Source organism: Nonomuraea sp. B208 (assembly GCF_057536035.1).
Genome location: NZ_BAAJOU010000010.1, coordinates 54,605 through 67,788 on the forward strand (window position 1 = coordinate 54,605; position 13,184 = coordinate 67,788).

Annotated in this window: 11 protein-coding genes; 6 read left to right on the forward strand and 5 right to left on the reverse strand. The window is 73.9% G+C overall.

The genetic code is table 11. The annotated features are described in order from the left end of the window. Positions 1-12 precede the first annotated feature (12 nt). The 3 genes from AC27IY_RS05800 (at position 13) to AC27IY_RS05810 (ending at position 2,846) form a co-directional block, all read left to right on the forward strand. The gene (locus tag AC27IY_RS05800) at positions 13-1,071 is read left to right on the forward strand and encodes a hypothetical protein (RefSeq protein WP_487177320.1); all 1,059 of its coding nucleotides are present in this window, start codon (positions 13-15) and stop codon (positions 1,069-1,071) included. 210 nt (positions 1,072-1,281) lie between these two features. Then, the gene (locus AC27IY_RS05805) at positions 1,282-2,151 is read left to right on the forward strand and encodes a DUF4429 domain-containing protein (RefSeq protein ID WP_487177321.1); all 870 of its coding nucleotides are present in this window, start codon (positions 1,282-1,284) and stop codon (positions 2,149-2,151) included. Positions 2,152-2,324: 173 nt separating this feature from the next. Beyond that, positions 2,325-2,846 (forward strand): phospholipase, encoded by a 522-nt coding sequence (locus AC27IY_RS05810; RefSeq protein WP_364453848.1) that lies wholly within the window; start codon positions 2,325-2,327, stop codon positions 2,844-2,846. On the opposite strand, the gene AC27IY_RS05815 is transcribed toward AC27IY_RS05810, so the two are convergent. Next, complete coding sequence (locus AC27IY_RS05815; RefSeq protein ID WP_371252870.1) at positions 2,847-3,947, reverse strand: winged helix DNA-binding domain-containing protein; 1,101 nt, start codon at positions 3,945-3,947, stop codon at positions 2,847-2,849. A gap of 153 nt (positions 3,948-4,100) precedes the next feature. On the opposite strand from AC27IY_RS05815, the gene AC27IY_RS05820 reads away from it, so the two are divergent. Then, positions 4,101-5,738: a serine/threonine-protein kinase gene (locus AC27IY_RS05820; protein ID WP_487177322.1), complete on the forward strand. Its 1,638-nt coding sequence runs from the start codon at positions 4,101-4,103 to the stop codon at positions 5,736-5,738. A gap of 12 nt (positions 5,739-5,750) precedes the next feature. Here AC27IY_RS05820 and AC27IY_RS05825 read toward each other — a convergent pair whose 3' ends face one another. Together AC27IY_RS05825 and AC27IY_RS05830 are read right to left on the reverse strand one after the other, a co-directional pair. Continuing rightward, positions 5,751-9,326 (reverse strand): protein kinase domain-containing protein, encoded by a 3,576-nt coding sequence (locus AC27IY_RS05825; RefSeq protein ID WP_487177323.1) that lies wholly within the window; start codon positions 9,324-9,326, stop codon positions 5,751-5,753. Between the two features lie 97 nt (positions 9,327-9,423). After that, positions 9,424-9,927 carry a shikimate kinase gene (locus AC27IY_RS05830; protein ID WP_364453837.1) on the reverse strand — a complete coding sequence of 168 codons (504 nt, stop codon included), beginning with the start codon at positions 9,925-9,927 and terminating at the stop codon, positions 9,424-9,426. Between the two features lie 37 nt (positions 9,928-9,964). Between AC27IY_RS05830 and AC27IY_RS05835 the strand changes: the two genes are divergently transcribed. Further along, entirely contained in the window at positions 9,965-10,246 is a 282-nt protein-coding gene (locus AC27IY_RS05835; protein WP_020543898.1) for a hypothetical protein, read from the forward strand. A 13-nt stretch (positions 10,247-10,259) separates the two neighbouring features. After that, on the forward strand, positions 10,260-10,643 hold the full coding sequence (locus AC27IY_RS05840) for a ChaB family protein (protein ID WP_423446336.1): 384 nt from the start codon (positions 10,260-10,262) through the stop codon (positions 10,641-10,643). A 21-nt stretch (positions 10,644-10,664) separates the two neighbouring features. On the opposite strand, the gene AC27IY_RS05845 is transcribed toward AC27IY_RS05840, so the two are convergent. Beyond that, positions 10,665-12,491, reverse strand: a complete 1,827-nt coding sequence (locus AC27IY_RS05845; protein WP_487177324.1) for a transketolase — start codon at positions 12,489-12,491, stop codon at positions 10,665-10,667. Between the two features lie 73 nt (positions 12,492-12,564). After that, positions 12,565-13,161 (reverse strand): nucleotidyltransferase, encoded by a 597-nt coding sequence (locus AC27IY_RS05850; RefSeq protein ID WP_344206559.1) that lies wholly within the window; start codon positions 13,159-13,161, stop codon positions 12,565-12,567. Positions 13,162-13,184 lie beyond the last annotated feature (23 nt).

Consider the following 13,184-nt stretch of genomic DNA (forward strand, 5'->3'; position numbering starts at 1 on the left):
TAGCCTTCCGCAATGCTCGATCAACTCTCCGACGAACTTCACCGCGCCGCGGCCGACCGGAACCCTCTTCGTCTCCTCGACACCCTGCCCCGGCTGTACGCCGCCGCCCGATCCGCCGACGAGCCGGCGTTGTCGGCCGTCCTCGCGCGGCTCGGGGACCTCTTCGAGCGGGTCCCCGTACGCATCGGCGCCCGCCTGGGCGTGCTCTGCGGCGCGCTGGCCGAGCTGGGCGGCGATCCCGAGCCCGTGGCCGCGCCGCTGGTCGCCGAGCTGGCCGACTGCCTGGAGCTGGCCGGCACGTTCGCGGCCCACTGGCGTACGGCGACCGGCGAGGCGCCGCCCGAGCCGGTGGCCGACGACCACGACTGGACCGAGGCCGCGGCCGACCGGCTGGCCGCCGCGCCGCTCACCCGCGAGGCCGCGGTGGAGCTGGCGGACGCCTGGTCGATGGCGCACCTGCGGAGCCTGCCCGTGCTGTCGATCCTGCAGCTCTCGCCCCGGCTGCGGCACGCGCTGCCGGGCCGCGAGCGGCTGATCGCCGCCCTCGGGACGGTGCTGGACGAGCGGCCCGACCTGGAGTTCCTGGCCGGGCTGCTGCGCGTGCTCGACGACGAGCGGCTGATCGTGCTGCACCGGCCCACCGGGCGCGGCTACGAGGTCGTGATCGGCGGGATCGGCGACAACGCCCAGCTCCACACGCTGCTCGCCGACGTGCTGAGCGGGCCGGAGGCCGAGGGCCTGCTGGAGGGGGTGCGGCCGGACCCGGCGTGGGTGCGGGCCGCGACCGACGGGCCGGCGGACCCGGCCGCGCCCACGGTGCGGGGCTCGTTCGCCCTGCTGGACGGCCGTGGTGGGCGGATCTGGGACGAGGGCCGCCCGGCCGACATCCCCCGCGTGGCCGGGGTACGCGTGCTCGTCCTGGACCGGCCCACGTACGAGGAGCGGTCGTGGCGCGCCGGCCGGATCTACCCGCTGATGCGGCCGGACGTGCGCCTGCGCCGGATCCTGCCCGCCGGCGAGGCCGCCGGCTGGCTGGCCAGGGTCGCCAGGGAGGCGCGCGTGCCGGCGTGAGTGGTCGGGAGGTGCGTAGCGGCGTGAGCGGCCGGGAGGCGCGTGCCGGCGTGGGCGGCCGGGAGGCGCGTGCCGACGTGGGCGGCCGGGAGGCGCGTGCCGGCGTGGGCGGCCGGGGGGCGCGTAGCGGCGTGAGCGGCGGGCGGGTCGGCGCTCACGGCGGACGCTTTGTCGTGATCGTCGCCGCGGGCGTTGACCTAGGCTGTGGACATGGCCGAGATCGCGATCCCCGACGGGTCATGGACGTTCGACGGTGACCTCCTGCGCGTGGTGCCCGGCAGCGGCAAGGAGGTGCACGAGCTCCGCCGCACGCTGGGCGCGGTCACCGTGCCGCGCGAGGCGATCGCGGGGGTGACGTTCGAGCCTGCCCGCAAGGGCGGTCACCTGCGGCTGCGGCTGCGCAAGGGGGCCGATCCGCTCTCCGACGCGGTGGCGGGCACGCTCGGGCCGCCCGCGGACCCCTACCGGCTCGCGGTGCCGAAGGCCCGCGCCGGCGCGGCCGAATACTTCGCCGACGAGGTGCGCGACACGCTGGAGATCTATCAGCAGCCCGCCGGCCCCTGCGAGGAATACCTGCTGCCCGGCCCCGACGTCCCCATCTCGGCCACCGCGGGCGACGGCACGGTGATCTTCGACGGCGAGCGGGTGCGCCTGGAGTGGACCGGCTTCGCCGCGTCGGAGAAGGAGAAGGCGGGGCCGCAGGAATACCCGCTGTCGGCGGTGACCGGCGTGGAGTGGAAGCCGCAGTCCGGCATGGGCTATGGCACGCTGCGTTTCCGCATCAAGGGCGAGGGCCCGGCGCAGCCGCCGCAGAAGGACCTGCGCTGCGTGTCGTGGGGCATCCAGCGCTTCGGCGGGGCGACCGCCCTGGTGGCCGCGGCGGTGCTGGCCCGCCTGCCGCGCGACCTGCCGAAGGAGCCGCCCGAGCTGCCGCCGGCCCCGCCGCCCGGTGGCGACGCGCACGACGCCGTTCTGCGCCGCCTCGCCGAGCTCGGCGAGCTGCACCGCGCGGGCGTGTTGACGGACGAGGAATTCGCCTCCGCCAAACAGGCCGTGATCCGCCGCCTGCACGAAATCTGACCTACCTGCTTGACCACGGAACGGCATTTTTGTAAAGGGCGACGTTCCGTCAATCACGGTGGGGAAATTGAGCACTTTCTGCTTCTGCGTTACCCGGTTTTCCCCTTCATCGTAAGGACGTCACGCGAATCTGATCGAGTCCTCACGTTTCCCGGCAGGAGAAGCAGATTCCCATGGTCCGACGTTGCCTCGCCACGCTCTTTTTCGCCGCGATCTCCCTGACCACCGTGTACGGGCTGCCCGCCCACGCGGTGACGCTGGAGCAGAAGCTCGCCGCGCTCTCCGGGTTCAGCCAGCCCACGACGCCGAGCGCCGTCGCGTGGCGCTCCGCCTGGGAGAACCAGGCGGCCTGGGCCGACTACGCCTTCGACTGGTCCACCGACCTGTGCTCGAGCAGCCCCGACCAGCCGCTCGGCTTCGACTTCCGCATGCCCTGCCGCCGGCACGACTTCGGCTATCGCAACTACAAGTCCGTGAGCCAGTTCCCGGCGAACAAGCCGCGGATCGACGACGCCTTCTACTACGACCTGCGGCAGGTGTGCGCCGGGTATTCCGGGGTCTCCAAGACGACCTGCGACGGGCTCGCCTGGACGTACTACCAGGCGGTCAAGCAGTTCGGCAGCCTCGTCGTCACCGACGAGCAGATCGCCGAGGTGGAGCGGACGGCCGAGCTCTCGGCCGCCTCCGACGCCTGATCAGCCCATGGAGGAGGCGTTGAAGAAGGCCACCTCGTGCTCGTCGCCGGGCGCGAGGAAGGCCAGCAGCGCCAGCGCCTCCTTCTCGACCTCGTCCCGCTCCTTGATCGGCTGCCAGGCGTGCACGTTGAGCGTCGCGACGCCCTGGGCGCGGCGGTACGTCCAGTCGCCGACGGTGAAGCCGTCGACCAGGATCATCCGGGGCTGGACGTTCGTCCCCGAGAAGCGGGTCAGCACGGCCCCGCCGAGGTCGCTGATGACCCGCGAGCGGTCGGCGTACGACAGGAACAGGTTGTCGAAGTCGTACATCAGCCGCACCGGCGCGGGGACGTCCTCCGGCGGGCGGGGGGCGTCCGGCAGGTCGTACAGGACGCGGCCGGACCCGTCGCCGAAGCGCCTGAGGTCGAGCGTCTCCACGACCTCCGACAGCCGGGTCAGCCCCGACCAGGTCTGCATGTCCATGACCGAGGCCGGCCCGAACGCCGCCAGGTAGCGCTCGACCAGCTCGCCCGCCGCCATCGGCGTGGTGCGGAAGCGGAGCCACGACTCGGCGTCGGCGTGGGCGACCGGCCCGCTGCGGCCCCACACGCCGCGGGGCGGCACCTGCACCAGCGGCACCAGCGAGCGCACGCCCTGGCCGAGCGCGTGCGGGTCGGCCTCCGGCCAGCGCGCGGCGAGCTCGCGTCCCAGCTCGGCGAAGGTCATCGGCCGCGACGCGAGCAGCTCGCGCCCGGCCTCGGCCAGCTTGTCCAGATCGACCCCCGACAGCCGCTTGCCGAACACGCTGCGCGTCATGCGCGTCGTGACCGGCTGCAGCAGCGGCCGCATCGCCAGGCAGTCGCGGGCGCTGACCAGGTGGATCGTGGACCGTTGCAACGCGATGCGGACCAGCTCGCGTTTGAGCAGCAGGTCCCCGGCCGCCACCGGGTCGAAGCCGGCGATCCTGTTCCACAGGCCGGTGTACCAGGTGTGCGGGGTCTGCGCCTGCAGCCCGGCGAGGTGCTCGACCACGTCGACCACGCCGCGGTCGGTGCGGCTCAGCAGGAGCTGGCGGTCCAGCGTGGCCCGGTTGAGCGCCCGGCGGCTGATGAGGGGATCCATGAGCACAAAGGTAGGGGCAATCGGTGTCGATCACAGGCCGCAATGACTCCTTTCCTCTAAGTGAATTCTCCCCGCGTCCGGCGATGCGGACGCGGGGCCCGGACGACGGAGGCGTGATGACGGGAGGAGCGTGGCGGCCCTACGCTGCTCCTCATGCAGAATCGGGTGATCGACGGCCGTTTCGAGCTGCTGGAGCGGCTCGGCGGCGGGGGCATGGGCCTGGTGTGGCGGGCCCGCGACGTGGCCCTGCACCGGGAGGTCGCGCTCAAGGAGGTCCGCCCGCCCGACCCCGCATACGACGACGCGCGCGACCCCGCGGCGGCGGCCGAGCTGCGCGCCCGCGTCCTGCGCGAGGCCCGCGCGCTGGCCCGGCTCAACCACCCGCACGTGGTCACCATCCACCACATCGTCGATCCCGGCGAGCACACCTATCCGTGGCTGGTGATGGAGCTGGTCACCGGCGGCTCCCTGCAGGACCGCCTCCAGCGCGGCCCCATGACGCCCGCCGAGGCGGCGAGGCTCGGGCGGGAGGTGCTGTCCGCGCTGCGGGCCGCGCACGCCGTCGGCATCCAGCACCGCGACGTCAAGCCCGCCAACGTGCTGTTGCGCGAGGACGGCGGGTCGGTGCTCACCGACTTCGGCATCGCGGCCGTACGCGAGTCCACGAGCCTGACGGCGACGGGATCGTTCATCGGCTCGCCCGAGTACATGGCGCCCGAGCGCATCAACGGCCACGAAGGGGATCCGGCCTCCGACCTGTGGTCGCTCGGCATGCTCCTGTACGTCGCCGTCGAGGGACGGCACCCGATGCGCCGGGCCACGCCGCTGGCGACGCTGGCCGCCGTGCTCAACCAGCCGGTGCCGCCGGCGGAGCGGGCCGGGGCGCTGACCCCGGTGCTCCAGGCCCTGCTCCAGAGCGACCCGCGCGCCCGCCCGCACCCGGACGTGCTGGACCGCATGCTGGCCACGGCCGCCGGTGCGCCCGGTCCTGCCGTTCCTCCCCAGCCGGGGCCGGTGGGGCCGCCCCAGGTCGCCACCGGTCCCGGGCAGGGCGGCTTACCGTACGGCTACGCCGCCACGCCGCCGCCGTACGGCGCGAGGCCCGTGTCGGAGAAGGACACCGTGCGCTCCCGGCGTTCCGGCCGCGGCGTCCGCAACGCGATCGGCGCGGCCACGATGGCGGCCGTGGTGGTGACGGGCGTCCTGGCCTGGCGGTTCCTCCCGCTCGACGACGCCGTCGGCAACACCGGGCCCACCACACAGGCCCTTTCCCCGCAGGCGAGCGAGGACGCCGAGCAGACCACCCCCGAGCAGACCTCGACCGGCGAGGCCGAGCCCGCGCAGGAGAACCTGCTCACCCCCGACGGAATGCGGGCCATGATCGCCAAGCTGAAGCCGGCGATCGGCGGCGGCAAGGTCGCCGAGATGGTGGTCTACCCGACCTACGCCGTCATCCAGGCCCCGAACAAGGACGACCCGGAGGTCTCCGACTCCTACGACTACCGCGGCGGCAAGGTCACTCTGTCACCCGGCTTCGGCAGGGAGATCAACGACCCCATCGTCGACCTGGACAAATACGGCTGGAACGCCCTGCCGGCCCTGCTGAGGAAGGCCGAGAAGGACCTCGGCGTCAAGAAGATCACGTCCCGCTACGTGATCGTGGGTCCCGACACCTTCTCCGCCAACCCCCGCCCGATCCTGCGCGTGTACGTCAGCGACGACCACCAACGTGGCGGCTACCTGGTCGCCGACGTCAAGGGCAAGGTGCTGAGGCTCTACCCGCACGACTGACCCCGGCGCGGGTCAGCACACGTCCCGGTAGCCGCTCTCCGGGATGAGCCGCGACCACTCGGCCCGGCTCAGCGACCCGCCCGCCCGGTCGCACACCTCCCGCGCGGCCAGCGCCGGGTCCACGGGGCTCTCGCGTACGGTGCCGTCCAGCGCCACGCCGCGCAGCCGCTTGCCGTCGGGGCTGAAGGCGAGCCCGGACGTCCACGAGGCGACCTGCCCGACCTCGCGCAGCGTGCGGACGTCCCAGAGCGTCGTACGGGCCGCCTCGACGGCGAGCAGGTCGCCCTTGGGGGAGAAGCGCAGCGCGCCGACGGCCGAGGTGCCCGTGTCGATCGTGCCGACGCGCTCGCGCTCGCGGGTGTCCCAGAGCAGCACCCGGCCGCCGTCCAGGCCGAACGCCAGCGTGCGGCCGTCGGGGGAGTAGGCGAGCGCGGTCGGCACCGGCGCGTCCGACGTGGCCCCGCCGGTCCGCAGGTCCAGCAGGGTGACCCGGCCGCTGCGCAGGTCGAGGAGCGTGGAGCCGGCGGCCAGTGTCGCGCCGTCCGGGCTGAACGCGAGCGCCAGGTCGCCCGCGCCCTCGTAGACCCTGACGCGGCGGCCCGTCCGCACCTCCCACGTCTCCAGGGTGCGGCCGCGCGCCGTGGCCAGCAGGTCGCCCTTGGGGGAGAGGGCCACGGCCAGGACGTCGCCGCCCGCGTCGACGGAGCTGACCAGCTCGCCGCCCGGCACCTGCCAGACGGTCACCGGGTCGCCGGCGACGGCCAGCAGCCGGCCGCTCGCGTCGAACGCCAGGTCGCCGTCGGCCGCGATCCTGCCCACTTTCGTACGGTCCTCGGTGTCGGTGACCTCGATCGCGTCGCCGACCGCCTTGGCGGCCACCTTGCCGTTGCCGGAGAACGCCGCCGCCTCGCGCGCCCCTGACGGGACCGGCAGGCCGGAGACGTCCAGCGAGACCACCGAGCCGGTGCCGCTCAGGTAGCGCAGGCAGTGGCCGTCGGCGGAGAAGGTGAGGCCGGGCTGGGGGTCGCGGAGGGGGTAGGAGCCGGACAGGCGGCGCTCCGCGACGTTCCAGACCCGCACTTCGCCGGCGCCGGGGAGGGCGAGCAGGCGGCCGTCGGGGCTGAAGACGGGTGGCCCGGACGGGGCAGCCCCGCCCACCGGGCCCTCCGGCCTCTCCACGCGCCCACCCCCGGCCCCGGACTCCGCCGTGAGCGTGGAGGTGAGGGAGGAGGTGGCTTCCGGGGTCGCGGAGGCGGACGGGGCCGCGTCCGCGGGCAGCGGGCCGGTAGGGGTCGCGTCCCTGGTCGGTGGGTCGCTGGGGGGCGCGTGCCTGGTCGGTGGGTCGCTGGGGGGCGCGTGCCTGGTCGGTGGTTCGCTGGGGGTCGCGTCCCTGGTCGGTGGGTCGCTGGGGGGCGCGTTCCTGGTCAGGGGGCCGATGGGGGTCGCGTTCCTGGTCAGGGGGCCGACGGGGCCGGGGGCCGGGGGTAGGGAGGCGGTGACGTCGGGGGCGGGGTGTGGGGGGAGGGGGCCGGTGACGGAGCTGCGGGTGTCCACGAGGGTGACGCCGGCCCGTCCCGCGACCGCGAGCAGCCGCCCGTCCGGGCTGAACGCCATCGGCGGCGCCGCCGGCTCCGGGGTCCGGGGCGGCCGGACCGTGACGGTGGCCGTACGGATGTGTCCCGCCAGCTCCCACAGCTCCACCCGCCCGTCCGGGAGCGAGAGCGCCGCCCGCGCCCCGTCCGGGGACAGCGCCACCTCGCGGCCGGTGACCTCCAGCAGCACCCGCCCGCCCCGGTACACGCGGGTGCGGTCGCCGCGGCTGATCACGTACACGGCGGCGTCGCCCGGCGTGCGGCCGGTGGCGAGCTCGAACGGCCGCCCGTCCACGCCCTCGGCGAAGCGCCCGTCCTCGCTCAGCGCCGGGTTGCCCGGCGGCAGCGCGTGGCGGGCGGTCTGCCGCCCGGCGACGACGTCCCAAACGGTCACGCCGTCGGCGTCCCTCTTGACGAGCTCGTCCCCGCGCAGCAGGTAGCGGGCCCGCGAGTCGGGCGCGGGATCGGTGAAGACGCCCAGCTCCGGCTGGACGAGCGAGGCCTGCAACGCGGCCCGCGCCTCGAACACCGGCGACAGCCGCCAGGCGGCCACGCTCAGCCGCATCGCGGTGCGCGGGTCCGACGACCGGAGCGCCTCCGCCCGCGCCGCCACCGCCCGCGCGTTCGCCTCGACGAGCCGCCCGCGCAGCTCGTGCTGCCCCAGCACGGACACCACCGCCATCGACACCGCGACGGCCAGCACCCCGGCGGCCACGCCGAGCCCCGGCACCAGCAGCCGCCTGCGCTGCTTGGACAGGGCGACGCTGCCCGCGATGAAGTCCCGTTCGAGCTGGCTCAGCCGCAGGTGGCGGCGTTTGACGGCGGCCCAGCCGAGCGCGGTGTCGAGCGCCTCGCCGCGCAGCAGGTGGCCGCGCCCGCGCCGGTGCGCCGACCAGCGCCCGGCGGCCTCGCGGATGCTCCGCAGCACGTGCAGGCTCTCGCGCTCGTCGGCCACCCAGCCGCGCAACCGGGGCCAGGCCCGGTAGAGCGCGGCGCTGGCCGGGGCCACCCGCCCGTCGCCGACCGCCACCAGCTTCCCTACGGGGGTCTCCGCGGGCGGCACGCGCACGCTGCGCCGCACCACCAGCCCGGCGGCCAGGAGCGGGCCCAGCACGTCCCCCTCGTCGTGCGGGCTCTCGCCGTCAAGCAGCCGCAGCAGCAGGCTGGGCACCTGCTCCTGCTGGGCGGGGGTGAGCGACTGGTACGCCTCCTCCGCCCGCTCCCCGAGCGACCGCGGCCCGACGTGCCCCTCCGGCGGGCGCAGCACCACGGACGCGCCGGTCCGCAGCCGGGACGCCTCGGGCCGCTCGGCCGGGTCCTTGGCCAGCGCGCTCCCGACCAGCTCACGCAGCCCCTCGGGCAGGACGTCCAGGTCGGGATCGACGGTCAGCAGCCGGTGCATCACCCCGCCGAGGCTCCCCCCGGCGAACGGGTCGTGCCCGGTGGCCGCGAAGAGCACCACCGCGCCCCACGCGAACACGTCGGCCGCCGCCCCCGCCTCCCCGCAGGTCAGCGTCTCGGGCGCGAGGTAGGTGAAGGTGCCGTCCACGGTGCCGGCGGCGGGCAGCCCCAGCTCGATGACCTTGGGGCCGTCGGCCGCCAGCAGCACGCTCTCCGGGTTGAGCCCGCGGTGCGTCAGGCCCGCCGCGTGCAGCGCCTCCAGCGCCTCGCCGAGGGCGTCGGCCAGCGCGAGCAGCTCCTCGCCCGCGTACGGGCCGTGCAGCTCGACCGCGCGCCGCAGGTCGGGGCCGTCGACGAATTCGGCGACCACGTAGGGGACCCGGCCGTCCACGCCGACCGCGACCACCTCGGCCAGCCGGGGACACGAGACCCGCTCGTAGCGCCGGCCGGGGGCCTCGCCGCGCGGCACGGTGACGACGTGGCGGCGGCCGTCGTCGTCGTAGGCGTCGTAGACGACCCCGCGCCCGCCCGCGCCGAGCCGGCCCGCCAGCCAGAAGCCGCCAAGCCGTTCGGGGTCGCCGGGCACCAAGCGCATACTCACTAGCGTTTAGATGCGTGGCGCGCGTGGATGGTTGACGAGAGGGACGCCACAGGCCCCCCGCGCGCCTCGGGGGGCCCATGTGTCATGATCATTATGCCAGGCCGCGCGAGCGCAACTCCCTCAGCACCTCGTCGCGCACCTGCTCCGGCCGCAGGACGCCCACGTCGCAGCGCACGTCGGCGATCTCCTTGAAATAGGGCTCGCGCCGGGCCCGCATGACCTTGGGGTCGAAGCCGGGGCGGTGGTCGCTCGACTTCATGCGCTCGGCGAGCACGGCGTCGTCGGCGTCCACCCACACCACGAACACCTCGCGCAGCGCCCGGCGCACCTCGGGGTCCTCGACGGTGCTGGCGGCCGCCGCGATCACCTTGGGCTCGCCGGCCAGCTCGATCAGGACGTGCTGGGCCTCGTAGCGGTGGAGGGCGTCGGCGCCCTCGCGGGCGACGATCTCTTTGGCGGTGCCGCCGTGGCGGGTCCGCAGGAAGGGGTCGCTGTCACTCAGGGGGAGGTGGAGGGCGTCCGCGATGAGGCGACCGGCGGTGGTCTTACCCGATCCCATCAGCCCGATCACCACGACTGGTTTGTTTTTCGACATGTGGATAGAAGTTCCTCGTGTCAAGGAGGTAAATCAGATGACCATCGCCGGAAGCATCATCCTCATCATGCTCGGCGCGATCCTCACCTGGGCCGTCGAGTTCGACCTCGCCGGTCTCGACATCAACGTGGTGGGGGTCATCCTCATGCTCGGCGGTCTGGTCGGTCTCCTGTTCGGAATCTACCGGATCACCGTGACCCGCAGGGCGGTCGGTCCGATCGACGAGCCGGTGCACCGTCACGACATCGTCGCTGAGCCGGAGACCCGCCGCACCACCGTGTACGAGGAACGCCGCCGCTACGACGAGCCGCCCCTGTAGGAGGTGACAGGAAATGCCGGGAGTCGAAGAGCTGCCGTCGACGATCAAGCGTTCGCCGAAGAAGGCGCAGCGCACCTGGATCAAGGCGCACGACAGCGCCGTGGAGGAGTACGGAGAGGGCAGGCGCGCTCACATGACCGCGTTCGCCGCGTTGAAGCACTCCTTCGAGAAGGTCGGCGACCACTGGGAGCCGAAGTCCGAGAAGGGCCCGTCCGACCAGGGCGCGAAGGACCGCTCCGGCCGCACGGCCGAAGGCGTGGACGCCAACGCCAGCAAGGAGCATCTGCAGGACGTGGCGAAGCGGCTGGGCGTGCCCGGCCGATCCAGGATGAACAAGAAGGAACTGGTCGACGCCATCAAGAAGGCCAACAGGAAGGCCACCGCGAAGTCGCGGTGACCTTCCCCCCACCGGGCCTGATCACAACAGCCGCTTGACCGCCGCGACTATGGCGCGGCGGTCAATGCGTGCGTCGGCCAGTTGTTCCTCCGGCGTCGCCGAGGCGGGCAGCCCGGTCACCCCGAGCTGGACCACGCGGGGCCCGAGCTCGCTGACGGCCTCCAGCACGGCGTCGCCGAGCCCGCCCTCCAGCCGGTGGTCCTCGACCGTGATCAGGTTGCCGGTGGTGGTGGCCGCCTCGGCCAGCGCGGCCGCGTCGACCGGCTTGATCGAGTACAGGTCGATCACCCCGACCGGGACGTCGGCCGCGGCCAGCTCGTCGGCCGCCGCCAGCGCCTCGTGGACGGTCACCCCGGCCGCGACGATCGTGGCCCGGTCCTCCGCCGAGCGGCGCAGCACCCGCGAGCCGCCCACGGGGAAGCGCTCGCCCGGCTCGTAGATCACCGGCGTGGCGCCGCGCGTGGTGCGCAGGTAGGACACGCCCTCCAGGTCGGCCATCTCGGCGACCAGGGCCGCCGCCTGGTTGGCGTCGCAGGGGTAGAGCACGGTGCTGCCGTGCACGGGCCGCATCATGGCGAGGTCCTCCAGCCCCATCTGGGACGGCCCGTCCTCGCCGATGGCCACGCCCGCGTGCGAGCCGACCAGCCGGATCGAGGCCCCGCTCACGCCGGCCATCCTGATGAAGTCGTAGGCCCTGGTCAGGAACGCGGCGAACGTGGCCGCGTACGGCCTCCACCCGCGCACCTGCAGCCCGACCGCGGCGGCGACGAGCTGCTGCTCGGCGATGTACATCTGGAAGAAGCGCTCGGGGAACGCCTCGGCGAACAGCTCGGTCTTGGTCGAGTCGCCCACCTCGCCGTCCAGGGCCACCACGTCGCCCCTGGCCGCGCCGAGCGCCGCCAGCGCCTCCCCGTACGCCGTCCGCGTGGCCACCGCCTCGCCGACCTTGTACGCCGGCAACTCCAGCGGCCCGTCCTCGAAGCGGAACGGCGCCGGGGCCTCGTCCGGCACGTGCACCTCGACCCGCAGGTCACGGACGCCGCCCAGCTCCTCGACGGCCTTGCCGGGATCCTTCAGCGCCTTGCCGTGCGCGCCCTCGCGGTTCTCCACCTCCAGCACGCCCTCGCCCTTGCGGGTCTTCGCCAGGATGACGGTGGGGCGCCTGCGGGTGTTGGAGGCGTCGGACAACGCGAAATCGATCTGCCCGGGATCGTGCCCGTCGATCTCGATCGTGTGCCAGCCGAACGCGCCGAACCTGCGGGCGTAGGCCCCGGTGTCCCAGCCGTGCCGGGTGGGGCCGCGCTGGCCGAGCCGGTTGACGTCCACGATGACGGTGAGGTTGGCCAGGCCCTCGTCGCCGGCGTGCTCGGCGGCCTCCCATATCGACCCCTCGGCCAGCTCGCTGTCGCCGCACAGCACCCACACCCGGTACGGCAGCCGTTCCATCCGCGCGGCCAGCGCCACCCCCACGCCGACGGGAAGCCCCTGGCCCAGGGAGCCCGTGGCGACGTCCACCCAGGGCAGGCGGGGGGTGGGGTGCCCCTCCAACCGGCTGCCACGCCTGCGGAAGGTCAGCAGCTCCTCGTCGTCGATGGCGCCGGCCGCCTTGTAGAGGGAGTAGAGGAGGGGGGAGGCGTGCCCCTTGGAGAAGATCAGGTGGTCGTTGGCCGGGTTGCCGGGGTCGGCGAAGTCGTAACGCAGGTGGCAGGCGAACAGCACCGCCATGAGGTCGGCCGCGGACATCGACGAGGTCGGATGGCCGGAGCCGGCGGCCGCGGCGGCGCGGACGGAGTCGACGCGTAGTTGCGCGGCCAGCTCGGCCAGGTATTGAAGATCGCGCTCGGGCATCTTGACCTCCTCGGAGACGGGTTCCGCCCCGTCTACCCGCGTCGGCCGCGTTAACGCCGTGCGCGGGCGGGCGTCAGGGCCACTTGGAGTCGCCGGAGGGCTCGACCGGGCCGTTGAGCACGCCGAGCCGCTCCAGCAGGGTGATGAACGTGGCCGCGTACGGGGAGTCCTCCGTCACGGCGGCCACCCGCGGCCAGTCCACCTGCTCGCGCAGCGCGCGCACCTGGGCCAGCAGCGCCCCGTAGTCGCAGGCGTGCTCCGACAGCGGCAGCAGCCACGAGATCACCAGGTCGGTGGCCTCCAGCACGGGCACGATCACGGCCGACGCCTTCAGCGGCTCGGCCCGGTCGAGCAGCTCCTCGGTGATGTCGAGATCGGACACACGGAAGATCAGATCCACCAGCCGGCCCTCGTCGTAGGCCTTGACCAGCCAGTCCTCCGGAGGCTTGGCCGTCTGGAAACCGAGCTGGCGCAGCGCGTCCAGGGCGGCCGGCACGTCGTGCTCGGTGAGGACGAAATCGACATCATGGAGGGAGGGGGCGGCGCCTCGGGCGTAAGCGGCGCAACCTCCGGCCAGCGCGAACTTGACCCCGGCGTCCTTGAGCCCGGAGCTGGCGCGCTTCAAGGTGTCGAGGATGGCGTCGGTGACCTCGTGACCGTGGCTGCTCATAGGTTCGGGCTACCCAGCGGATG